Source organism: Bacillus tianshenii (assembly GCA_020524525.2).
In the GTDB taxonomy this organism is placed as follows: domain Bacteria; phylum Bacillota; class Bacilli; order Bacillales; family Bacillaceae_N; genus Bacillus_AV.
In genome coordinates, this window is sequence record CP129018.1 from 3,600,001 (window position 1) to 3,622,769 (window position 22,769).

The 22,769-nt window shown below is 42.9% G+C and carries 21 protein-coding genes, 2 rRNA genes and 1 riboswitch (1 of these 24 running past the window's edge); of the genes, 21 read left to right on the forward strand and 2 right to left on the reverse strand.

What is annotated here, in order from left to right; translation table 11 throughout:
- Together LC040_18260 and rrf are read left to right on the forward strand one after the other, a co-directional pair.
- Nucleotides 1–1,061 (forward strand): 23S ribosomal RNA (locus LC040_18260); it begins 1,870 nt to the left of the window's first position.
- Nucleotides 1,062–1,170: 109 nt separating this feature from the next.
- Nucleotides 1,171–1,285: ribosomal RNA gene (rrf, locus tag LC040_18265) — 5S ribosomal RNA — on the forward strand.
- A gap of 159 nt (nucleotides 1,286–1,444) precedes the next feature.
- Here rrf and LC040_18270 read toward each other — a convergent pair.
- Nucleotides 1,445–1,882: an Hsp20/alpha crystallin family protein gene (locus LC040_18270; protein WLR51089.1), complete on the reverse strand. Its 438-nt coding sequence runs from the start codon at nucleotides 1,880–1,882 to the stop codon at nucleotides 1,445–1,447.
- 193 nt (nucleotides 1,883–2,075) lie between these two features.
- Between LC040_18270 and LC040_18275 the strand changes: the two genes are divergently transcribed.
- From LC040_18275 to purD, 14 genes are all read left to right on the forward strand, one after another.
- Nucleotides 2,076–2,594 (forward strand): DUF2179 domain-containing protein, encoded by a 519-nt coding sequence (locus LC040_18275; GenBank protein WLR53335.1) that lies wholly within the window; start codon nucleotides 2,076–2,078, stop codon nucleotides 2,592–2,594.
- Nucleotides 2,594–2,791: an NETI motif-containing protein gene (locus LC040_18280; protein WLR51090.1), complete on the forward strand. Its 198-nt coding sequence runs from the start codon at nucleotides 2,594–2,596 to the stop codon at nucleotides 2,789–2,791. Before LC040_18275 ends, LC040_18280 begins: the two co-directional genes overlap by 1 nt.
- An 86-nt stretch (nucleotides 2,792–2,877) precedes the next feature.
- A riboswitch (purine riboswitch) is annotated at nucleotides 2,878–2,979 on the forward strand.
- A gap of 128 nt (nucleotides 2,980–3,107) precedes the next feature.
- On the forward strand, nucleotides 3,108–3,596 hold the full coding sequence (purE, locus tag LC040_18285) for a 5-(carboxyamino)imidazole ribonucleotide mutase (protein WLR53336.1): 489 nt from the start codon (nucleotides 3,108–3,110) through the stop codon (nucleotides 3,594–3,596).
- On the forward strand, nucleotides 3,597–4,715 hold the full coding sequence (gene purK, locus LC040_18290; GenBank protein ID WLR51091.1) for a 5-(carboxyamino)imidazole ribonucleotide synthase: 1,119 nt from the start codon (nucleotides 3,597–3,599) through the stop codon (nucleotides 4,713–4,715).
- A 90-nt stretch (nucleotides 4,716–4,805) separates the two neighbouring features.
- Complete coding sequence (gene purB, locus LC040_18295; protein WLR51092.1) at nucleotides 4,806–6,101, forward strand: adenylosuccinate lyase; 1,296 nt, start codon at nucleotides 4,806–4,808, stop codon at nucleotides 6,099–6,101.
- 86 nt (nucleotides 6,102–6,187) lie between these two features.
- Nucleotides 6,188–6,913 (forward strand): phosphoribosylaminoimidazolesuccinocarboxamide synthase, encoded by a 726-nt coding sequence (locus LC040_18300; GenBank protein WLR53337.1) that lies wholly within the window; start codon nucleotides 6,188–6,190, stop codon nucleotides 6,911–6,913.
- The gene (gene purS / locus LC040_18305; protein ID WLR51093.1) at nucleotides 6,901–7,155 is read left to right on the forward strand and encodes a phosphoribosylformylglycinamidine synthase subunit PurS; all 255 of its coding nucleotides are present in this window, start codon (nucleotides 6,901–6,903) and stop codon (nucleotides 7,153–7,155) included. Before LC040_18300 ends, purS begins: the two co-directional genes overlap by 13 nt.
- Complete coding sequence (gene purQ, locus LC040_18310; protein ID WLR51094.1) at nucleotides 7,152–7,838, forward strand: phosphoribosylformylglycinamidine synthase subunit PurQ; 687 nt, start codon at nucleotides 7,152–7,154, stop codon at nucleotides 7,836–7,838. Before purS ends, purQ begins: the two co-directional genes overlap by 4 nt.
- The gene (gene purL, locus LC040_18315; protein WLR51095.1) at nucleotides 7,822–10,047 is read left to right on the forward strand and encodes a phosphoribosylformylglycinamidine synthase subunit PurL; all 2,226 of its coding nucleotides are present in this window, start codon (nucleotides 7,822–7,824) and stop codon (nucleotides 10,045–10,047) included. The genes purQ and purL overlap by 17 nt, the downstream gene beginning before the upstream one ends.
- Complete coding sequence (purF, locus tag LC040_18320; GenBank protein ID WLR51096.1) at nucleotides 10,023–11,450, forward strand: amidophosphoribosyltransferase; 1,428 nt, start codon at nucleotides 10,023–10,025, stop codon at nucleotides 11,448–11,450. The genes purL and purF overlap by 25 nt, the downstream gene beginning before the upstream one ends.
- 22 nt (nucleotides 11,451–11,472) lie before the next feature.
- A complete protein-coding gene (purM, locus tag LC040_18325; GenBank protein ID WLR51097.1) occupies nucleotides 11,473–12,513 on the forward strand; it encodes a phosphoribosylformylglycinamidine cyclo-ligase in 1,041 nt (346 codons plus the stop codon).
- Nucleotides 12,510–13,091: a phosphoribosylglycinamide formyltransferase gene (gene purN / locus LC040_18330; protein ID WLR51098.1), complete on the forward strand. Its 582-nt coding sequence runs from the start codon at nucleotides 12,510–12,512 to the stop codon at nucleotides 13,089–13,091. Before purM ends, purN begins: the two co-directional genes overlap by 4 nt.
- A 34-nt stretch (nucleotides 13,092–13,125) precedes the next feature.
- Nucleotides 13,126–14,661 (forward strand): bifunctional phosphoribosylaminoimidazolecarboxamide formyltransferase/IMP cyclohydrolase, encoded by a 1,536-nt coding sequence (gene purH / locus LC040_18335; protein ID WLR51099.1) that lies wholly within the window; start codon nucleotides 13,126–13,128, stop codon nucleotides 14,659–14,661.
- Nucleotides 14,662–14,688: 27 nt separating this feature from the next.
- Nucleotides 14,689–15,981 (forward strand): phosphoribosylamine--glycine ligase, encoded by a 1,293-nt coding sequence (gene purD, locus LC040_18340; GenBank protein WLR51100.1) that lies wholly within the window; start codon nucleotides 14,689–14,691, stop codon nucleotides 15,979–15,981.
- Between the two features lie 127 nt (nucleotides 15,982–16,108).
- Here the strand turns inward: purD and LC040_18345 are convergent, their stop codons facing one another.
- A complete protein-coding gene (locus tag LC040_18345; protein WLR51101.1) occupies nucleotides 16,109–16,378 on the reverse strand; it encodes a DUF2892 domain-containing protein in 270 nt (89 codons plus the stop codon).
- Nucleotides 16,379–16,496: 118 nt separating this feature from the next.
- Between LC040_18345 and LC040_18350 the strand changes: the two genes are divergently transcribed.
- From LC040_18350 to pcrA, 5 genes are all read left to right on the forward strand, one after another.
- Complete coding sequence (locus tag LC040_18350) at nucleotides 16,497–18,239, forward strand: adenine deaminase C-terminal domain-containing protein (protein ID WLR51102.1); 1,743 nt, start codon at nucleotides 16,497–16,499, stop codon at nucleotides 18,237–18,239.
- A gap of 72 nt (nucleotides 18,240–18,311) precedes the next feature.
- Entirely contained in the window at nucleotides 18,312–19,382 is a 1,071-nt protein-coding gene (locus tag LC040_18355; protein WLR51103.1) for a DUF3048 domain-containing protein, read from the forward strand.
- A 16-nt stretch (nucleotides 19,383–19,398) separates the two neighbouring features.
- Nucleotides 19,399–19,713 (forward strand): YerC/YecD family TrpR-related protein, encoded by a 315-nt coding sequence (locus LC040_18360; GenBank protein WLR51104.1) that lies wholly within the window; start codon nucleotides 19,399–19,401, stop codon nucleotides 19,711–19,713.
- Nucleotides 19,714–19,802: 89 nt separating this feature from the next.
- Complete coding sequence (locus tag LC040_18365; GenBank protein ID WLR51105.1) at nucleotides 19,803–20,489, forward strand: heptaprenylglyceryl phosphate synthase; 687 nt, start codon at nucleotides 19,803–19,805, stop codon at nucleotides 20,487–20,489.
- A gap of 50 nt (nucleotides 20,490–20,539) precedes the next feature.
- Nucleotides 20,540–22,756: a DNA helicase PcrA gene (gene pcrA / locus LC040_18370; protein ID WLR51106.1), complete on the forward strand. Its 2,217-nt coding sequence runs from the start codon at nucleotides 20,540–20,542 to the stop codon at nucleotides 22,754–22,756.
- The last annotated feature ends 13 nt before the right edge of the window (nucleotides 22,757–22,769 follow it).

The window sequence follows — 22,769 nt, forward strand, 5'->3', positions numbered from 1 at the left end:
CTGGAAGGTTAAGAGGAGGGGTTATCCTCACGGAGAAGCTCTGAATCGAAGCCCCAGTAAACGGCGGCCGTAACTATAACGGTCCTAAGGTAGCGAAATTCCTTGTCGGGTAAGTTCCGACCCGCACGAAAGGTGCAACGACTTGGGCACTGTGTCTCAACCAGAGACCCGGTGAAATTATACTATGCGTGAAGATGCGCATTACCCGCGACAGGACGGAAAGACCCCGTGGAGCTTTACTGCAGCCTGATATTGAATTTTGGTACAGCTTGTACAGGATAGGCAGGAGCCTTGGAAGCGTGAGCGCCAGCTTACGTGGAGGCGCTGGTGGGATACTGCCCTTGCTGTATTGAAATTCTAACCCTGAGCCGTTATCCGGCTCGGAGACAGTGTCAGGTAGGCAGTTTGACTGGGGCGGTCGCCTCCCAAAAGGTAACGGAGGCGCCCAAAGGTTCCCTCAGAATGGTTGGAAATCATTCGCAGAGTGTAAAGGCACAAGGGAGCTTGACTGCGAGACCTACAAGTCGAGCAGGGACGAAAGTCGGGCTTAGTGATCCGGTGGTTCCGCATGGAAGGGCCATCGCTCAACGGATAAAAGCTACCCCGGGGATAACAGGCTTATCTCCCCAAGAGTCCACATCGACGGGGGGGTTTGGCACCTCGATGTCGGCTCATCGCATCCTGGGGCTGTAGTCGGTCCCAAGGGTTGGGCTGTTCGCCCATTAAAGCGGTACGCGAGCTGGGTTCAGAACGTCGTGAGACAGTTCGGTCCCTATCCGTCGTGGGCGCAGGAAATTTGAGAGGAGCTGTCCTTAGTACGAGAGGACCGGGATGGACACACCGCTGGTGTACCAGTTGTTCCGCCAGGAGCATCGCTGGGTAGCTACGTGTGGACGGGATAAGTGCTGAAAGCATCTAAGCATGAAGCCCCCCTCAAGATGAGATTTCCCATAGCGTCAAGCTAGTAAGATCCCTCAGAGATGATGAGGTAGATAGGTTCGGGGTGGAAGCGTGGCGACACGTGCAGCTGACGAATACTAATCGATCGAGGACTTAACCAATTTAATTGGAAATGCAAGACAACCAGCGTGCATCACATATGCACTGCACACTTCTGTTTCACGTGTTATCTAGTTTTGAGGGAACAAACCTCATACATACATAATTAAGTCCGGTAGTAATAGCGAAGAGGTCACACCCGTTCCCATACCGAACACGGAAGTTAAGCTCTTCAGCGCCGATGGTAGTTGGGGTTCTTCCCTGTGAGAGTAGGACATTGCCGGGCAAGGGCTCAACATCTATTTCAAAATAGGTGTTGGGCTTTTTTTGTGTTTTAGCACCTTTAATTATTAGCTTAGAGATATAAATTACCCCACTTATAGGCAGTTTTATAGTAGATGTAGAGAAGATAGCGTATTGGGTTCTTTCTTTGATTAAGAAATGTCTAGTCTTCAATGTAGCGAATTCCGACTTTATTTTGTTCGCTAGATTTTGAGATAAGACGGTGAAGGTGAATCAGTACTAAACCCTTATGATAGGAAGCATCTACACGCTCTTCGATAACTGGGTAAGGTAATGGAATCGACCGTTCAAAATGACCAGTAAAAATTTCTTGCTGCTTGCATTCAAATCCAGGATAAGATAAAACAATGTTTCCTCTTACTTCTACCATATTTTTTTCTACATAAATGTCCAGCTGCTCCACGTTCTTTAACCCAGGTAGGCTAAGAACAACAAATAGTTCATTATCAGATCGGTAAATGTTAACGGGAGGAAATGGCTTCGTTTGCACTAAATCCTCAAATTTTTTCGTGAAATTTTGATCAAAGAAGAAATCAAATTGCTTTTGAAAGTCTTGAAATTGTTTGAATGGGTCGAACATGTTTTTCCCTCCTTCTCTAAGGTAATATATGTAGAGACATGGGCGAAGGTGCAGTAATGGAAATAAAGTAAGTTTCAAGGAGGTTTTTCTTTTGTGAAGAGGGTGACTATTGTACAATAGAAAAACCTATGCTGTTAATTAGAAAAGGTGAGATTTCAAAGGAGGTGCTGTGGTGCTTGAAAATAGTTATGTGATGGTTGCGATTATCCTTGCTATTAATATTGTGTATGTATCATTCTTTACGATACGGATGATTCTAACACTGAAAGGGCAACGTTATCTTGCGGCTTTTATCAGTGTTTTTGAAGTCCTCATTTATGTAGTGGGGCTTGGCCTAGTGTTGGACAATCTAAATCAAATTCAAAATTTAGTTGCCTATGCAGTTGGTTACGGGTTAGGTGTACTCGTTGGGATGAAAATCGAAGAAAAGCTGGCGCTCGGCTATATTACAGTTAATGTGATTACGAAGGAATGGGATAAGAAATTTACGGAGACGTTAAGAAGCAAGGGGTATGGGGTGACAAGCTGGATGGCCTATGGAATGGAAGGAGACCGTCTAGCGATGCAAATCTTAACTCCGCGGAAATATGAGTTGAAATTGTATGATACGATTAAAGAGATTGATCCGAAAGCCTTCATTATTGCATACGAACCGAAGGCAATTCATGGTGGCTTTTGGGTGAAAGCTGTTAATAGAAGGAAGATTATGTGATGAGCAAAAAGAAAAAATATGAAGTTAAAGAGAATGAAACGGTTTCAGATTGCTTAGATCGAATGAAAGCGGATGGCTATGTGCCTACAAGAAGAATGGAAAAACCAGTCTTTAAGGAAGTAAAAAAGAATGGTAAGGTAATTCAGGAGCCATATCGTCAACAAATTATTTTTGAAGCTAAATTGATGGAAAAATAGGCTAAAAACCGAACGTTTGTATTTTGATATTTTTTATTGTTCGATATTTGTGTTGACATCCTTCAATTCAGGCTGTTATGATGATGCTAGAACAACTCAATACACCTCATATAATAGTAGGAATATGGCCTACGAGTTTCTACCCGATTACCGTAAATAATTGGACTATGAGGGAAAGTATTTCTGAACGGTTTGTAATAGTAAAGGGTGACGTACACCTTTTTTGAGTGCAGATTACTTTCTCCTCATATGTGGAGAAAGTAATCTGCACTTTTTTAGTTGCGCTTTATTTTCGTTTTGAAAAGGGGATGACATGGTGAAACCGTTAGTCGGCGTAATTATGGGAAGTACATCAGACTGGGAAACGATGAAACATACATGTGACATACTTGATGAATGCAAGATACCATATGAAAAGCAAGTGGTCTCAGCTCACCGCACACCTGATTATATGTTTGAGTATGCAGAGACAGCAAAAGAGCGTGGCTTGAAAGTAATCGTAGCAGGAGCCGGTGGTGCTGCACATTTGCCAGGCATGGTAGCAGCGAAAACGGTCTTGCCTGTTATCGGCGTTCCAGTTCAATCAAGAGCATTAGATGGGATGGATTCATTATTATCCATCGTTCAAATGCCAGGCGGTGTTCCAGTAGCAACCGTAGCAATTGGAAAAGCTGGAGCAACAAATGCAGGATTACTTTCAGCAGAAATACTTGGGACACAAGATGAAACAATTAGCAAAATGCTTGAAGAACGTCGTGAACAAATCCGTCAACGTGTAATGGAAAGCAGCGAGGAGTTGTCATAAATGTCGAAAAGAATTTTACCAGGGCAGACAATTGGAATTCTTGGTGGTGGCCAGCTTGGACGTATGATGGCACTAGCAGCGAAAGAAATGGGATATCGTATTGCTGTATTAGAGCCGAAAGAGGATTCACCTACCGCGCAGGTTGCAGATATCGAAATTGTAGCACCTTATGATGATTTAGAAGCTGCGAAACGTTTAGCTGATGCAAGCGATGTTATTACGTATGAATTTGAAAATGTCGACCATAAGGTGCTGACATGGCTTGAAGAAAATGCATACCTTCCGCAGGGCAGTGAACTGATACGCATCACTCAAGATCGTGCAAATGAAAAGCGTGCGATTGAAGAAAGTGGTGCAGTAGTGGCGCCATATCACTTAGTCGATTCAGAAGAGGACTTGCATCAGGGGTTACAAACAATCGGTATTCCTTCTGTGTTGAAGACCAGGCGCGGAGGATATGATGGAAAAGGCCAAGTGATGATTAAGAGTGAACAAGATATTGAACAGGCAAAGCAGCTATTAGATGTACCGTGCATTTTGGAACAATTTGTAGATTTCGAGAAAGAAATTTCAGTCATTGTGACAAGAAGTGTGACAGGTGAAGTGAAGACCTTCCCAGTTGCAGAAAACATCCACGTGGATCATATTCTTTCACAATCAATTGTACCGGCACGCATCTCGCAATCTGTCGTTGAAAAGGCTGAAAAAGCAGCAGTCGCGCTTGCTGATTCAATCGATATGGTAGGAACACTTGCTGTTGAAATGTTCCTAACGAAAGATGAAGAGATTTATATGAATGAATTAGCGCCGCGTCCGCATAATTCAGGCCACTACACGATGGATGCATGTGAAACATCACAATTTCAGCAGCATGTTCGCGCAGTTTGCGGCTTGCCGCTTGGACATACTGATTTGTTAAAGCCAGTCGTAATGGCTAATATTCTTGGTGAACATATGGAGAAGACACTTGCTAGCTTAGGTGAATTTCATGATTGTAAGCTTCATCTCTATGGCAAGGACGAAGCGAAGGAAAAACGGAAAATGGGTCATTTAAATGTACTAGCTGACAGTGTAGAAGCTGCGCTTGACCGAATTCAGACAATTGGGATTTGGGGATAAACGTCGAAAAAGCTTGCATTTCGGCAGAATGCTCACGTAAGGTTATTTTGTGACAATCTGTCATAAATCGTATTGAATGGGGGAAAAGGCATGATCGAACGTTATACACGTCCAGAGATGGGTGCGATCTGGACAGAAGAAAATCGTTTTAAAGCATGGCTTGAGGTTGAGATTTTAGCATGTGAAGCATGGGCAGAGCTAGGGGATATTCCGAAAGAGGATGTGCAAAAAATCCGTGAAAATGCATCATTTGATGTGGCGCGTATTCATGAAATCGAAGCGCAAACTCGCCATGACGTAGTCGCTTTCACACGTGCAGTATCTGAAACGCTTGGCGATGAGCGTAAGTGGGTCCACTATGGTTTAACGTCAACTGATGTTGTTGATACGGCTCTTTCTTATCTATTGAAACAGGCAAATGACATCCTTCGTAAAGACCTCGAGAACTTCCTGCAGATTATTAAGGAGAAGGCTCAGGAACACAAATATACGGTTATGATGGGGCGTACGCATGGGGTTCATGCTGAGCCAACGACATTTGGCTTGAAGCTAGGGCTTTGGTATGAAGAAATGAAACGCAACCTAGAGCGCTTCAACCACGCGGCATCTGGTATTGAGTTCGGAAAGCTTTCAGGCGCTGTTGGTACGTATGCAAACATCAATCCGTTCGTTGAAAAATATGTTTGTGAAAACCTTGACCTAAAACCAGCACCGATCTCCACACAAACATTACAGCGTGACCGTCATGCTGAATATATGTCAGCACTTGCATTAGTTGCGACTTCGATTGAGAAATTTGCTGTCGAAATTCGCGGTCTGCAAAAGAGTGAAACACGCGAAGTAGAAGAATTCTTTGCAAAAGGTCAAAAAGGTTCTTCAGCAATGCCGCACAAACGTAATCCAGTTGGTTCTGAGAATATGACAGGAATAGCTCGTGTCATCCGCGGTCATATGGTAACAGCCTATGAAAATGTACCGCTTTGGCATGAACGTGATATCTCGCATTCCTCTGCAGAACGAATTATTTTACCTGATGCAACGATTGCATTGAATTACATGTTGAATCGCTTCGGAAACATTGTTAAGAACTTAACGGTATTCCCTGAGAATATGAAGCGTAACATGGACCGCACTTTCGGTTTAATCTACTCGCAGCGTGTTCTTCTTGCCCTAATTGATAAAGGGATGGCACGTGAAGAAGCATATGACCTTGTTCAACCGAAAGCAATGGAAGCGTGGGAAAAGCAAGTTCAATTCCGTGATTTAGTGGAAGCGGAAGAGCAGATTACATCACGTCTTTCAGAAGCAGAAATCAATGACTGTTTCGATTATAACTATCATTTGAAAAATGTAGATATGATTTTTGAACGCCTAGGATTGAATTAATCATGAGGAGGACAGGCTTTCCCTGTCCTCTCTGCACGATATGAATACTGAATATTGGGAATTTTCCTATTTGGAGGGCGCCAATGATGAACAAAGGAACGTTACTGTATGAAGGAAAGGCAAAGCGTATCTATGAAACAGATGACCAAGCGCTCGTTTGGATTGAATATAAAGATGATGCAACAGCTTTTAACGGGGAAAAGAAAGCAAGCATCACAGGTAAAGGCCGTTTAAATAACGAAATCTCCTCATTAATCTTTGAACAGCTTCATGAGGCTGGGGTTGAGAACCACTTTGTGAAGAAGCTGTCGGAAACAGAACAGCTTGTAAAGAAAACAACGATTATTCCACTTGAGGTGGTCGTTCGAAATATCGCAGCTGGCAGCTTAGCAAAGCGGCTTGGAATGGAAGAGGGAACAGCACTGCCACAGACTGTTGTCGAATTTTATTACAAAAACGATGACTTAGGTGACCCGCTTATTAACCGTGACCATATTGCTGTCTTAGACATTGCTGATGACGAACAGCTAGCGGTTATGAGAGAGCGTGGACTTGAAGTGAACAAGGTGTTAACCGAGCACTTTGAAGCATGTGGTGTGAGATTAGTAGACTTCAAGCTTGAGTTCGGTATTGATGCAGAAGGGAAGCTGATTCTCTCAGACGAAGTTTCACCTGATACATGCCGCTTATGGGATAAGGAAACGAATCAGAAGTTTGATAAAGACGTATTCCGCCGTGACCTTGGCAATCTGACTGATGGATATGAAGAAATCTTAAAACGCTTAGGAGGAAGCTCAACATGTTCAAAGTAAAAGTATACGTAACGTTAAAAGAAGGCGTACTAGACCCACAAGGAAATACAGTTAAAGGTGCACTCCACAGCATGGAATATAAAGAAGTTGAAAATGTTCGCATCGGTAAATATATGGAGTTAATGATTGAGAAAACTGACGGTGACATCGAAAAGAAAGTAGAAGAAATGTGCAACCGTCTATTAGCGAATCCAGTAATTGAAGATTACCGTTACGAAATCGAGGAGGTTGTCGCACAGTGAAGTTTGCAGTCATCGTTTTTCCAGGTTCCAACTGTGACATCGATATGTATCATGCCATTAAGGACGAACTAGGAGAAGAAGTTGAATATGTTGCACATACCGAAACAGACCTATCACGCTTTGATGCAGTATTACTGCCAGGTGGTTTCTCTTACGGTGACTATCTTCGCTCAGGCGCAATTGCCCGCTTTGCAAATGTCATGAAGGCCGTAAAAGAAGTAGCGGATGCAGGCAAACCAGTTCTTGGCGTTTGTAACGGATTCCAAGTGCTACTAGAGTCAGGCTTACTGCCAGGCGCAATGAAGCGAAATCGTGATTTGAAATTCATGTGTCGCCAAGTCGAACTGAAGGTTGAAAACAATGAAACGATCTTTTCAACTGGCTATGAAAAAGACGAAGTGATCACTGTTCCAATTGCACATGGTGAAGGGAACTATGAGTGTGATGATGAGACACTTCGTAAGCTTGAAGAAAATAATCAAATTGTCTTCCGTTATAACGGTACAAACCCGAACGGCTCCAAAGCAGATATCGCTGGCATTGTAAATGAAAAAGGAAATGTACTCGGAATGATGCCGCATCCAGAGCGAGCAGTCGACAAAATGCTTGGAAGCGCGGACGGCCTACGTTTATTTCAGTCGATCCTAAGAAACTGGAGGGAATCACATGTCATTACTTCTTGAGCCAAATGCTGAAACAATTAAACAAGAAAAACTCTATCGCGAAATGGGATTGAGTGATGAAGAGTTTGCAAAGGTTGAATCGATCTTAGGACGTTTACCTAATTACACGGAAACAGGTCTTTTCTCTGTTATGTGGTCTGAACATTGCAGCTACAAAACGTCAAAGCCTGTCTTGAAGAAGTTCCCTGTGTCTGGTGAGCGTGTGTTGCAGGGACCTGGTGAAGGTGCAGGAATCGTTGATATTGGTGATGGTCAGGCTGTTGTTTTCAAAATCGAAAGCCACAACCACCCATCTGCAATTGAGCCGTATCAAGGTGCTGCAACAGGGGTAGGTGGAATCATTCGTGATGTCTTCTCAATGGGTGCACGTCCGGTTGCATTGTTAAATTCATTACGTTTTGGCGAGCTTGATAACCCGCGTGTGAAGTATTTGTTTGAAGAAGTAGTGGCAGGGATCGCTGGTTACGGTAATTGTATCGGTATTCCAACAGTCGGCGGTGAAGTGCAATTCGATGACTGTTACAAAGGAAACCCGCTTGTAAATGCAATGTGTGTCGGCTTGATTAATCATGATGACATTCAGAAAGGACAAGCAAAAGGTGCCGGAAACACGGTCATGTATGTTGGTGCTTCAACAGGCCGTGACGGTATTCACGGTGCATCATTCGCTTCAAAAGAGTTAACGGATGAGTCAGAAGAAGACCGTCCAGCAGTACAAGTAGGCGACCCTTTCATGGAGAAACTACTTGTAGAAGCTTGCTTAGAGCTTGTGAAATCAGATGCACTTGTCGGAATTCAAGATATGGGCGCAGCAGGCTTAACATCTTCTTCAGCTGAAATGGCAAGTAAAGCAGGAGCAGGGATTGAAATGGACCTCGACAAGGTGCCACAGCGTGAACTAAGCATGACACCTTATGAAATGATGCTCTCTGAATCACAAGAACGCATGCTTATCGTTGTGAAAAAAGGCCGTGAGCAGGAAATCATTGATTTATTTGAACGTTATGGCTTACTTGCTGTATCAGTTGGGCAAGTAACGGATGACAAGCGTTTGCGCCTTTACCATAAGGGAGAAGTTGCCGCAGATGTTCCTGTTGATTCATTAGCAGAGGATGCACCAGTGTATCATATGCCTTCAGCGGAGCCGGCTTATTTTAGCCAAATGAAGGATGCGGATGTTCCAGCTGTGACAGACTATAAGGAAACGCTTATCAACTTATTGAAGCAGCCGACCATCGCAAGCAAAGAGTGGGTCTATGACCAATATGATTACATGGTTCGTACAAATACAGTCGTTGCGCCTGGCTCTGATGCTGCTGTGCTGCGTATTCGTGACACAAATAAAGCATTAGCGATGACGACGGATTGTAATTCTCGCTATCTCTACCTTGACCCTGAGATGGGTGGAAAAATTGCTGTAGCAGAAGCGGCACGTAATATCGTCTGCTCTGGTGGTGAACCGTTAGCCATTACAGATTGCCTTAACTTCGGTAACCCTGAAAAACCAGAAATCTTCTGGCAGATCGAAAAAGCAACAGACGGTATGAGCTCTGCATGTGAAATGCTGCGAACTCCTGTCATCGGCGGAAATGTTTCTCTCTATAACGAAACAAACGGTACAGCTGTCTTCCCGACTCCTGTTGTCGGTATGGTGGGGCTTGTTCATGATACAGCTCATATTACAACACAGGACTTCAAGCAAGATGGTGACTTAATCTATCTTATTGGCGAAACAAAAGCAGAGTTCGGCGGCAGTGAAATTCAGAAGCTTGTTCAAGGCAGCTATTCAGGCAAAGCACCTGCAATTGATTTGACAGTAGAATCGAAGCGTCAAGGACAGCTTCTTGAAGCAATTCAACAAGGAATCATCGCTTCTGCTCATGACGTTGCAGAAGGCGGTCTAGCAGTAGCAGTTGCGGAAAGCCTTATGAGTCATTCTAGCTTAGGTGCTGAAATTACAGTAAGCGAAGAAGCTGTAACAGCACTATTTAGTGAAACACAATCCCGTTTCTTAGTTTCTGTAAAACCTGAAAACAAAGAAGCGTTTGAAAAATTAGTAGAAGATGCAAAGCAAATTGGTAAAGTGACAAACAACGGAGAAATGACAATTTATAATGAGGCACAAAATGTCTTAATTCAGGCAGCGGTTGATGAAATGACCTCCGCTTGGAAAGGAGCTATTCCATGTTTGGTGAAATCAAGGGACTAAATGAAGAGTGTGGCATATTCGGTGTCTGGGGACATACAGATGCGGCACAAATGGCTTATTATGGGCTTCATAGTTTGCAGCATCGTGGTCAAGAAGGTGCAGGTATTGTAGTCTCTGATGATGAGCACTTAAAGCTTAGCAAAGGTCTCGGTCTCGTAACTGAAGTATTTGGCCAAGGGGAATTGCAACACTTAACAGGAAAAGCAGCTATTGGACATGTGCGCTATTCAACAGCAGGTGGAGGCGGCTATGAAAATGTACAGCCGCTTCTTTTCCGCTCACAAACAGGTTCACTTGCATTAGCGCACAACGGCAACCTTGTGAATGCCAATGCACTTAAGCATCAGCTTGAAGGTCAAGGAAGTATCTTCCAAACCTCTTCTGATACAGAGGTGCTGGCTCATTTAATTCGCAGAAGTGCTTATCGGTCACTAGAGGACAGAGTGAAGAATGCATTAACGATGCTAAAAGGTGCTTATGCCTTTCTAATGATGACAGAAGATAAATTAATGGCCGCTCTTGATCCGCATGGTATGCGTCCGTTATCGCTTGGCCGGGCAGGAGATGCATGGGTCATTGCTTCTGAAACATGTGCATTTGACGTTGTCGGTGCCGAATATGAACGTGAAATCGAACCTGGTGAATTGCTAATCATTGATGACAATGGTGTTCGTTCGGAGCGTTTTAGTTATCCGATGGACCGTGCGATTTGTAGCATGGAGTATATTTATTTCTCTCGCCCTGACAGTGATATTGATGGCATTAACATTCATAGCTCACGTAAGCGTCTTGGAAAGCAGCTTGCGAAAGAGTTCCCAGTTGAAGCGGATGTTGTAACAGGTGTGCCTGATTCAAGTATTTCCGCGGCAATTGGTTTCGCTGAACAAGCTTCTATTCCATATGAGCTTGGCTTAATTAAGAATCGTTATGTAGGACGGACATTTATCCAGCCTTCTCAAGAATTGCGTGAGCAAGGCGTTAAGATGAAGCTCTCACCTGTTCGTGGTGTTGTAGAAGGAAAACGAGTTGTTATGGTTGATGATTCAATTGTACGCGGTACGACGAGCAAGCGGATTGTTAAAATGCTTCGAGATGCAGGAGCAAAAGAGGTTCACGTGCGCATTAGTTCTCCACCAATCATTAATCCGTGTTATTACGGAATTGATACATCAACGTCTTCAGAGCTGATTGCAGCGAAGCACAGCCCAGAAGAAATTGCAGAATTAATCGGTGCGGATTCACTTGCTTACCTGTCAATCAACGGAATGATTGAAGCAATTGATCGGAACGATACGAGTACAAACTGTGGACATTGTCTTGGCTGTTTCACAGGGAATTATCCAACGGAAATTTATCCAGATACGGCATTACCACACGAAAAAGGCCGTGTTAAAACACATTAATCTATACTAGGGGGACTTTGAAGTGTCGAATGCTTACAAACAGGCTGGAGTGGATATTGAAGCAGGCTATGAATCCGTACGCCGCATGAAGAAGCATGTCCAGCAAACGATGCGCCGCGAAGTGATTGGCTCGCTTGGTGGTTTCGGTGGAATGTTTGATTTATCGCAACTTCAGATGAAAGAGCCTGTGCTTGTTTCTGGAACAGACGGGGTTGGTACGAAGTTAATGCTCGCTTTCCAAATGGATAAGCACGATACGATCGGAATTGATGCAGTAGCAATGTGTGTAAATGACATTGTCGTCCAAGGTGCACAACCGCTTTATTTCTTGGATTATATTGCTTGCGGAAAAGCTCTGCCTGAAAAGATCGAGCAGATTGTAAAAGGGGTAGCAGAAGGCTGTAAACAAGCCGGCTGTGCATTAATCGGCGGCGAAACAGCAGAAATGCCGGGCATGTATGATGCAGAGGAATATGATATTGCAGGGTTTTCAGTTGGGGCAGTTGAGAAGTCCGAGATCATTACAGGCAACGAAATTAAGCCTGGCGATGTCTTAATTGGTCTTGCTTCAAATGGTATTCATAGTAATGGTTATTCACTTGTTCGGAAAGTGCTGCTTGAAGACAACAAGATGTCTTTAACAGATTATGAAGAGTCGCTTGGGAAGACGCTTGGCGAAGAATTACTTGAACCAACTCGTATTTATGTGAAGCCATTGCTTTATCTTATGAACTTACACAAAGTGAAAGGTGCTGCACATATTACAGGCGGTGGCTTTATTGAAAATATTCCACGTATGCTTCCAGAAGGCTGTGGAGCGGAAGTAGACTATGGTTCTTGGAGCATCCCGCCGATTTTTTCATTGATCGAAGAGAAGGGCGACCTTTCTCGTAAAGACTTATTCTCTGTTTTCAACATGGGAATCGGTATGGTTGTGTGTGTTGCTGAGGAAGATGTTGTATCAGCATTGAAGAAGCTTGAGAATGCTGGAGAGAAGGCTTCTATTATCGGTCGTGTCAAAGCTGGAAGTGGCGTCTCCTTCGGTGGAGGTAAGCTTACATGAAAAAAGTAGCAGTGTTCGCATCAGGCAGTGGAACGAACTTTCAAGCAATTCTTGATGCAAATCAAGATGGTTCATTAGGCTATGAAGTTGTCTTACTAGTAAGTGACAAACCGGAGGCAAAGGCGATTGATCGTGCAGAGGAAGAAGGTATTCCTACGTTTGTCTTTCAACCGAAAAAGTTTGAAAACAAAGCAGCATTTGAACGGGAAATTCTCGTTTGGCTGAATGAATATAAGGTTGATCTAATTGTGCTAGCAGGGTATATGCGTCTTGTCGGAGAGACGTTACTGCGGGCATTTGAGAAAAGAATTATCAATATTCATCCTTCCTTATTACCTGCATTTCCTGGGAAAGATGCTATCGGGCAAGCGCTAGAGAAGAAGGTACGTGTATCAGGGGTAACTATTCATTATGTTGATGAAGGTATGGATACAGGGCCAATTATTGCTCAAGAGTCTGTTCGTTTAGCAGAAGATGAAACATATGAAACGCTTCAACAGAAGATCCAGCAAGTTGAACATACATTATACCCACAAACATTGGCAAAAATCCTTTCTGATGATAAAGTGATAAATTAGTAGAGTACTAAAATTTTGGGGGCGAATTGGATTTATGGCTGTAAAACGCGCATTAATCAGTGTATCGAATAAAGACGGAATTGTTGAGTTTGCCAAAGGATTAGCAGAGCAAGGTGTTGAGATTATCTCAACTGGCGGTACGAAGAAAGTTTTACAAGACAATGACGTGCCTGTTATCGGAATTTCTGAGGTTACAGGCTTTCCAGAAATTCTTGATGGCCGTGTGAAAACATTACATCCTGTCATTCATAGCGGATTGCTTGCAGTGCGTGATAACGAAGCGCATCAGAAGCAATTACAAGAGCATGACATTACACCAATTGATTTGGTTGTTGTTAACTTGTATCCATTCAAAGAAACGATTTCAAAGCCGGATGTAACCTTTGCTGATGCAATTGAGAACATTGATATCGGCGGACCGACAATGCTACGCGCAGCAGCGAAAAACCATGCATACGTAACAGTTGTTGTTGATCCTTCTGATTACGATGTTGTGCTAGAAGGCGTGAAGAGCGGTGAGGTTAATGCTGCAGATAAAAAGCGTCTCGCTGCAAAGGTGTTCCGTCATACAGCAAACTATGATGCGATGATTGCAGAATATCTAACGAAAGAAACAGGGGAAGAGTCACCAGAAACATTAACGGTTACATTTGAGAAGAAACAAGACCTTCGCTACGGTGAAAACCCACATCAACAAGCTGCTTTCTATAAGCGTTCGTTGCCTGTTGCATCCTCAATTGCAGCAGCTACGCAATTGCATGGAAAAGAGCTTTCCTATAATAACATCAATGATGCAGACGCAGCGCTTGCAATTGTAAAAGAATTTAAGGAGCCGGCCGTTGTGGCAATTAAGCATACAAACCCATGTGGTGTAGGCTCTGGTGAATTAATTGAACAAGCTTATGACCGTGCATATGAAGCGGATCCTGTGTCCATTTTCGGTGGTATCGTAGCTGCAAACCGTGAAATTGATCGTGAGACTGCACTTAAAATGAAAGAGATTTTCCTTGAGATTATCATTGCACCTTCATTTAGCGAAGATGCATTAGATGTTTTACAGCAAAAGAAGAATCTGCGCTTGCTTACGGTTGATTTTTCACAAGAGCAAGTGAAGGAACAGCGTCTATCCTCTATTCATGGCGGATTGCTTGTACAGGATGAAGATACGTATTCATTTGACGATGCAGAGATTTCAATCCCAACAGAGCGTGAACCGAATGAACAAGAATGGGCTGACTTGAAGCTTGCTTGGCAAGTTGTGAAGCATGTGAAGTCCAATGCGATTTTACTAGCAAAAGATAATATGACAGTCGGTGTCGGTGCAGGACAAATGAATCGCGTCGGTGCGGCAAACATTGCAATCGAACAAGCAGGAGAGAAAGCAAAAGGGGCAGCACTTGCTTCAGATGCATTCTTCCCAATGGATGATACAGTTGAAGCAGCAGCTAAAGCTGGTATTACTGCGATTATCCAGCCAGGTGGTTCAATTCGTGATGAAGATTCAATTAAGAAATGTAATGAATATGGCATTGCGATGGTATTTACAGGGGTACGTCATTTTAAACATTAATCCGCATATAGAAGAGGTGGCTAGGTGATGAAAGTACTTGTAGTCGGCCGCGGTGGACGTGAACATGCGGTGGCGTGGAAGTTTGCACAGGGCAAGCAAATCGAGAAAGTGTTTGTAGCACCAGGAAATGATGGGATGACAGATGTTGCTGAATGTGTTGCAATTTCAGAAACCGATCATGATGCTTTGATTGCCTTCGCAAAGGACAATCAGATTGACCTAACATTTATAGGACCTGAAAATCCGTTGCTTGATGGTATTGTAGACCGTTTCCAAGCAGAAGGACTGAAAGTATTCGGTCCTGTAAGAGATGCAGCCTTAATTGAAGGAAGTAAGTCATTTGCAAAAGAAATTATGAAGAAATATGATATTCCAACAGGAGCATATGAAGTGTTCACAGATGTGGATGAAGCGAAAGCATATGTGAAGCAACAAGGTGCACCTATTGTAATTAAAGCCGACGGACTTGCAGCAGGTAAAGGTGTAACCGTTGCAATGACTGAAGAAGAAGCACTTGAAAGTCTGCATGAAATGCTAGAAGAGAATAAGTTTGGCGAAGCAAGTGCACAAGTTGTCATTGAAGAGTTCTTAGAAGGGGAAGAGTTCTCCTTAATGGCGTTTGTAAATGGTACAAATGTTTACCCGATGGTCATTTCACAAGACCATAAGCGTGCTTATGATAACGATGAAGGACCAAATACAGGTGGAATGGGAGCTTACTCGCCAGTCCCGCAAATTTCTAACGAAGCAGTTGAAGAAGCGATCGAGAAAGTGCTTCAACCTGCTGCTGAAGCACTTGTACAAGAAGGACGCTCATTTACTGGCATTTTATATGGTGGGTTAATCCTTACAGCGGCCGGGCCAAAGGTTATCGAGTTCAATGCTCGATTTGGTGACCCTGAAACACAAGTTGTGTTACCGCGCCTACAAAATGACCTTGCCGAAGTGATGCTGAACATCTTAGACGGTAAGGATGTACAGTTGGAATGGTCAGAACAAGCTGTCATTGGTGTTGTGTTAGCGTCAAAAGGCTACCCAGCTGAGTATGAAAAAGGAAAGCCAATTCAAGGCTTGGATCAGCTTGAAGAACAGACACTTCTATTCCATGCTGGGACGAAGAAAGAGTCTGACCAATATGTGACAAATGGCGGGCGTGTATTATTAGCTGCAAGAATTGGTGATGACTTGGCAGCAGCGAAACAAGAAGTAGATAGTGAAATGAGCAAGTTAGCGTCAGATGATGTCTTCTTCCGTACAGATATCGGTAAGCGTGCTATTTCACGTTCCGCTTCCGCACATACACAAACAAAATCGCAATAATACTTCCGATTAAGAGTGCATATATAAAGAATGTATCGGTTAGATATTCCCAAAATGGCATTGTATATCACTCCTTATACATTCCCCTGCATATGAGTGCAGGGGTTTTTTTATGCTATTGCTCTCACTAGGATGGGTTTACAACCGTGTGTTCATTTGTTTCCGAATCGTTGTGGCTGTCACATCCACAGTCTTTTTTCATTTGTTCATAGGCAGCAACCATCGGGCAGTAGCGGGTAATACCTTCGGCTACTTTCATAGCGCCTCCCATTGCAAACCAGAGGAATGATGGGCAGTATGGCTGGCGAACCATTTTTGCAGTGGCCCAGGCAACGGTTGTCAGCCCGATCGTAATCCGCATAAGCGCATTAATTGTACCGATATTTTGTTTTGTCATTTTATAGTCTCCTTTACGAATGTACACAAGAATGTAATATTATTTCACAACCTCTTTAATGCGTTAAACTGCATGATATGTTAGGATATAGAAAAGAAGTATTGAACGGAGGATAAACATGCCAGAAAGTAGTTACCGTTGGAGAAATAAACAAATTCGAGAACACATTGATGTGATCGATGGGAACATTCCCCCAACAATTGTGTTAAAAAACGCAACATACTTAAACCAAGCATTAAAGAAATGGCTAAAAGCCAATATTTGGATATATAAAGATCGTATTGTCTACGTTGGTCAACAATTTCCCGAAAATATTTCTGACACAGAAGTTGTTGATTGCGAGCAATATCACATTGTACCAGGATATATTGAACCGCATGTTCATCCGTTTCAGTTATATAATCCCCATTCATTTGCTGAGTATGCATCACAGACTGGAACGACCACACTGGTGAATGACAACTTAATGCTTACTTTACAATTACCAAAAAAGAAAGCGTTTTCTTTAATTGATGAATTAGATCAAATTCCTGTCTCGATGTATTGGTGGTGCCGATATGATCCACAGACAGAAATTCAGGATGAGGAAGAGATTTTTTCACATCACAATATGAAAGACTGGCTTGAACATAAATCTGTTATTCAAGGTGGCGAGATGACAGCTTGGCCGAAGGTACTCGGTGGAGATGATCTCATGCTTCATTGGATGCAGGAAACGAAGCGACTAGGAAAGCCGATTGAAGGACATTTCCCTGGAGCTTCAGAGAAGACGTTGACAAAGATGAAGCTGTTAGGCGCTGATGCTGACCACGAATCGATGACAGGTGAAGAAGTATTAAATCGCTTGACGATGGGGTATACAACGTCATTGCGTCATTCGTCTATTCGCCCTGATTTACCGAAGCTGCTTGATGAGATGCATGAGCTTGGTATTGATCAATATGACCGAATGACCTTCACGACAGATGGTTCTCCTCCAAGCTTCTATGAGGAAGGCTTAATTGATGAAATGGTGCGAATTTCAATTGAAAAGGGTGTACCTGAAATCGAAGCATACGGGATGGCTTCCTACAATGTAGCCCGCCACTATAACCTTGACCATCAGCATGGAATGATTGCGCCTGGATGTATTGCGCATTTGAATTTCCTAGAAGACCCGAAGAACCCGAAGCCTGTTTCTGTTATGGCAAAAGGACGCTGGGTGCGCCGAAACGGCAAAAAGCAATCAGCATTCCAGAGGGTTGATTGGAAGCAGTATGAAATGAATCCGCTTGTGTTAGAATGGGATTTGTCACTTGATGATATGCAATTTTCAATGCCGTTCGGAATGGAAATGGTGAACTCTGTTATTACAAAGCCGTATTCGATCACGTTAGATGCTTCTGTCGATGAATTAGCTTATGACCATGATGAAAGCTTCTTAATGCTGATTGACCGTGAAGGCAAGTGGCATATTACAACGCTGATTAAAGGCTTTGCTTCACATGTGAAAGGTTTTGCAAGCTCATTTTCAAATACTGGCGATATTGTCTTAATAGGAAAGAATAAGGGTGATATGGTAAAGGCGTTTCAGCATATGAAAGAAATGGGCGGTGGAATTGCGCTTGTAGAGGATGGGAATGTGATTTGCGATGTTCCGCTACCACTTTCAGGTGTCATGTCTGATTTATCATTAGAAGAACTGATGAAAAAAGAAGTCACCCTGTCAAATATGTTGAGAGAACGCGGCTATCACTTTATTGACCCGGTGTATACATTGTTATTCTTGTCATCTACACACTTGCCGTATATCCGCATTACACCGCAAGGAATTTTCGATGTCATGAAGAAAAGTGTACTCTTTCCCTCGATTATGCGTTAAACTATTAAATGAATGAAGTATGCTGGTTTATAATCATAAGCCAGCATATCTGTTATGAAGGTTGTGTTATTCATGTTAAAGAAAGCTGTACGCTCCAAGTGGGCAGTACTTCTTGTTGTCTTGTTGCTTGCAGGATGTGGTGGAGGGGAAGATGAGACGAAAGAGAAAGCATCAGATTCTCCAGCTGTAGAAGAGAAGGAGAAGCCTGCTGAAGAAACGACAGCAGAGCCGCAGTATGAAGAAACGTTTCCGCTGACAGGAAAAGGAACGAATGAAGATGTTTCCAGTCGTGTTGTTGGGGTAATGATCAATAACCACCCTAAAGCTCGGCCGCAGTCTGGCCTACATAAGGCTGACGTTGTATATGAAGTGCTTGCAGAAGGATATGTAACAAGGTTTTTGGCAATGTTTCATAGTCAGCAGCCTGAAGTGATTGGCCCTGTTCGCAGTGCTCGTGACTATTATATTAACCTTAGCAATGGTTTTAACGCTATTTATGTTTGTCATGGCTTTAGTCCAGAAGCACAAGTGATGCTGAACAAGCAAAATGTTGCAGATGATTTGAATGGTCTATACTATGATGGCAGCTTATTTAAACGTGCGGATTTCCGACGTGCACCACACAATTCATATATTACATATGAAAACATTGAAAAAGGGGCGAAGAAAAATGATTACGCCCTTACCGATGAAGTGAAACCGTTACCTTTTCTTACAAAATCAGAACTATCATCACTTGATGGTCAGACAGCTAAGGATATTATGATTACGTATTCAAATACGAACACCGTCTCGTATACATATGATGAGCAAACATCCATGTACCAGCGCTATAGCAGTGGGGAGAAAACGGTTGATCGAGAAACGAAGATACCGATTCAACTGGATAATGTCTTGATTGTCGAAGCTCCTCATCAAGTAATTGATAATGCTGGAAGAAGAGAAATTGATTTAAAAGCCGGAGGGCAAGGCTATCTGCTGCAACGAGGTGTACTGCAGGAAGTAACATGGAAGAATGTAAACGGACGAATTTTACCATATAAAGATGGTCAGCAAATGGGGTTGGTCCCAGGGAAAACGTGGATTAATATCATTCCGACTTCCCCAGGGCTGTCAGGTGCTGTCTCAATGCAAAGTGAATGATGAAGGAGTGGGAGCTATGCAAATTGATAAATTACGTGGAAAAACGCTCGATCAATTATTTGAAGCGATTCTATCATTAAATGACATCGAAGAATGTTACCGCTTTTTCGATGATTTATGTACAGTTAATGAAATCCAATCGTTAGCCCAACGGTTAGAAGTAGCACGCATGCTGCGTGAAGGGTTTACGTATCACAAGATCGAAACCCAAACAGGTGCAAGTACAGCGACGATTTCTCGTGTGAAGCGTTGCTTGAACTATGGTAATGATGCTTATCAGATGGCATTAGATCGTGTAGCAGAGAAAAATGAAACAGAAGATAAAGAATAAACACTATTTTGAAAGCCGGACTCATTATGATTCGGCTTTTTATTTTTGGTATAATCGCTTCTAGGAGATAATGAGGAGGACGTAGCACAATGTATGATTTTCGTGAATGGCGACATGTTTTTAAGCTGGATCCAAATAAGGAAATAGAAGATGATGTACTTGAAGCAATTTGTGAATCTGGTACGGATGCTGTCATTGTCGGCGGTAGTGACGGCGTGACCCTTGATAACACGCTTAATCTATTGGCGAGTATTCGCCGCTATTCAGTGCCGTGTGCGCTTGAAATCTCAAATGTTGATGCAGTGACGCCTGGATTTGATTTTTATTTTATTCCAACTGTCCTTAACAGTAAGGATACGAAATGGGTTGTTGGTCTTCATCATGAGGCATTGAAGGAATATGGAGCGGTGATGAATTGGGATGAAGTTGCAGTGGAAGGGTATTGTATTCTAAATGGTGAATCAAAGGCTGCAACACTGACGAATGCGGTTACTGAAAGCTCTTTTGATGATGTTATTGCCTATGCGCAAATGGCTGAAAATCTCTTTTCATTGCCAATCTTCTATCTAGAATACAGCGGTACATACGGTGACCCGGAATTAGTTAAGCAGGTGAAGGAAGAGCTGGACAAGACGAAGCTTTTCTATGGCGGCGGCATTGAAACAGGAGAGCAGGCAGCTGAAATGGCAGAGTATGCAGATACGATTGTAGTTGGAAATGCGATCTACACCAATGTGAAAGAAGCTTTAAAAACGGTCGACGCTGTGAAAAAATAACGATATAATGATAACAATGAATAAGAACAAATGTTCGAGGTGGTGTTAGTATGCAATATTTAAGTGAGAAGTTGTTAGCTGGATTGAACAAAGAACAACAAGAAGCCGTTAAGCATACAGAAGGGCCATTATTGATTATGGCGGGAGCGGGAAGTGGAAAGACACGGGTGCTGACGCATCGTGTTGCTTATTTAATGACAGAGAAGCAGGTTGCGCCTTGGAATATATTAGCGATTACCTTTACAAATAAAGCTGCGCGTGAGATGAAGGACAGGATTTCAAGCATTGTAGGACCACCAGGCGAAGATATTTGGGTGTCAACCTTCCACTCCATGTGTGTAAGGATGCTTCGCAGAGATGTCGACCGAATCGGCATTAACCGTAACTTCTCCATTCTGGATTCGTCTGATCAATTATCAGTTATTAAGCAGATTTTAAAGGATAAGAATATTGATCCGAAGAAATTTAACCCGCGAAATCTACTTGGTGCGATTAGTTCAGCGAAGAATGAATTGAAGTCAGCAGATGAGTATGCGAAAAGTGCAACAGGTCCGTTTGAAAGTGTTGTAAGTGATGTCTATCAAGCTTATGAAGGACAGCTTAAGAAAAATCATGCACTAGACTTTGATGATTTGATTATGACAACGATACATCTATTTAAGCGTGTGCCTGAAGTGTTGGAATTTTATCAACGGAAATTTCAGTATATCCATGTGGATGAGTATCAAGATACGAATAGAGCACAATACTTACTAGTTAAGATGTTGGCTGAGCGCTTTAAAAACCTATGCGTTGTCGGGGATTCCGATCAATCGATCTATCGCTGGCGCGGCGCGGACATTGCGAACATTCTATCCTTTGAAAAGGATTATGCAAATGCAACAACGGTCTTCTTGGAACAGAATTATCGTTCCACCAAGCGGATTCTCCAGGCAGCAAATGAAGTGATTAGCCAAAATGCAAACCGTAAGCCGAAGAATCTATGGACTGAAAATGATGATGGGCTTAAGATTACGTATTATAACGGTGATGACGAACGTGATGAGGCATATTTCGCGGCTGGTAAGATTAAGCAGATGGTTGAGAGTGGTAAGCGAAAGTATTCGGAAATCGCCATTTTGTATAGAACGAATGCACAATCACGTGTGATGGAGGAAGTATTCCTAAAGTCGAATATTAACTATAACATTGTCGGCGGTACAAAGTTCTACGACCGTAAAGAGATTAAGGACTTGCTTGCTTATTTACGCTTAATTGCGAATCCTGATGATGATATTAGCCTGCGACGGATTATTAATGTTCCGAAGCGCGGAATCGGGGCGACAACAGTTGATAAGATTGGAAATTACGCCTTAGAGCATGGGATGTCGATGTTCAATGCTCTTAGTGAAGTGGAGGAAATCGGCTTAAGTAAACGATTTATAAACATGCTAGATGGCTTCCGCAAAGATATTTCCAATTGGACAAACATGCAGGAGTACTTATCCGTTACTGAGCTTGTTGAGGAAGTACTTGAGAAGAGCGGATATCGTGACATGCTGAAAAGTGAGAAAACACTTGAATCCCAAAGCCGGCTTGAAAATATTGATGAGTTCTTGTCTGTTACGCAAAACTTTGAACAAGTGAATGATGACAAGAGCCTAATTGCGTTCTTAACAGACTTAGCTTTAATTGCTGATATTGATAAGTTAGATGAGGAAGAAGAGTTTGATAAGGACAGTGTTGTTCTTATGACACTTCACTCTGCAAAAGGTCTTGAATTTCCAGTTGTGTTCTTAATGGGCATGGAGGAAGGTGTATTCCCGCACAGCCGTTCATTATTTGAAGAGGACGAAATGGAAGAGGAGCGCCGCCTTGCATATGTAGGAATTACACGCGCTGAGGAAGAGCTTTACTTAACGAATGCGAAAGTCCGCACGTTGTTTGGTCGCTCAAATAATAACCCAGTATCACGCTTCATTAATGAAATTCCAGCTGATCTACTAGATAACTTGAAAGAAGAAAAGCAACAGGTAGCGTCTCCATTCGGTGCTCGGAGCACTTCACCTTCGAGACCAAAGCGTACCGCACGCCCGATGACAACTTCTTCTGGCGGCGAGCAAGTTAATTGGCAGCCTGGAGATAAAGCGCAGCACAAGAAGTGGGGCGTTGGGACGGTTGTGAGCGTGAAAGGTAACGGTGAAGCACAAGAACTTGATATTGCGTTTGCACAGCCAATTGGTGTGAAGCGACTGCTTGCCAAATTCGCACCAGTTGAGAAAGTTTGAGCAAATAGGAAGG

Excerpts from the sequence above, each read along its gene's own strand:
- purB (WLR51092.1), top strand. The coding sequence starts at position 4,806 with ATGATCGAACGTTATACACGTCCAGAGATGGGTGCGATCTGGACAGAA.
- purL (WLR51095.1), top strand. The coding sequence starts at position 7,822 with ATGTCATTACTTCTTGAGCCAAATGCTGAAACAATTAAACAAGAAAAA.
- LC040_18300 (WLR53337.1), top strand. The coding sequence starts at position 6,188 with ATGAACAAAGGAACGTTACTGTATGAAGGAAAGGCAAAGCGTATCTAT.
- purF (WLR51096.1), top strand. The coding sequence starts at position 10,023 with ATGTTTGGTGAAATCAAGGGACTAAATGAAGAGTGTGGCATATTCGGT.
- LC040_18350 (WLR51102.1), top strand. The coding sequence starts at position 16,497 with ATGCCAGAAAGTAGTTACCGTTGGAGAAATAAACAAATTCGAGAACAC.
- purS (WLR51093.1), top strand. The coding sequence starts at position 6,901 with ATGTTCAAAGTAAAAGTATACGTAACGTTAAAAGAAGGCGTACTAGAC.
- purN (WLR51098.1), top strand. The coding sequence starts at position 12,510 with ATGAAAAAAGTAGCAGTGTTCGCATCAGGCAGTGGAACGAACTTTCAA.
- purK (WLR51091.1), top strand. The coding sequence starts at position 3,597 with ATGTCGAAAAGAATTTTACCAGGGCAGACAATTGGAATTCTTGGTGGT.
- pcrA (WLR51106.1), top strand. The coding sequence starts at position 20,540 with ATGCAATATTTAAGTGAGAAGTTGTTAGCTGGATTGAACAAAGAACAA.
- LC040_18280 (WLR51090.1), top strand. The coding sequence starts at position 2,594 with ATGAGCAAAAAGAAAAAATATGAAGTTAAAGAGAATGAAACGGTTTCA.
- LC040_18275 (WLR53335.1), top strand. The coding sequence starts at position 2,076 with ATGGTTGCGATTATCCTTGCTATTAATATTGTGTATGTATCATTCTTT.
- purD (WLR51100.1), top strand. The coding sequence starts at position 14,689 with ATGAAAGTACTTGTAGTCGGCCGCGGTGGACGTGAACATGCGGTGGCG.
- LC040_18345 (WLR51101.1), bottom strand. The coding sequence starts at position 16,378 with ATGACAAAACAAAATATCGGTACAATTAATGCGCTTATGCGGATTACG.
- LC040_18270 (WLR51089.1), bottom strand. The coding sequence starts at position 1,882 with ATGTTCGACCCATTCAAACAATTTCAAGACTTTCAAAAGCAATTTGAT.
- LC040_18355 (WLR51103.1), top strand. The coding sequence starts at position 18,312 with ATGTTAAAGAAAGCTGTACGCTCCAAGTGGGCAGTACTTCTTGTTGTC.
- LC040_18360 (WLR51104.1), top strand. The coding sequence starts at position 19,399 with ATGCAAATTGATAAATTACGTGGAAAAACGCTCGATCAATTATTTGAA.
- purH (WLR51099.1), top strand. The coding sequence starts at position 13,126 with ATGGCTGTAAAACGCGCATTAATCAGTGTATCGAATAAAGACGGAATT.
- LC040_18365 (WLR51105.1), top strand. The coding sequence starts at position 19,803 with ATGTATGATTTTCGTGAATGGCGACATGTTTTTAAGCTGGATCCAAAT.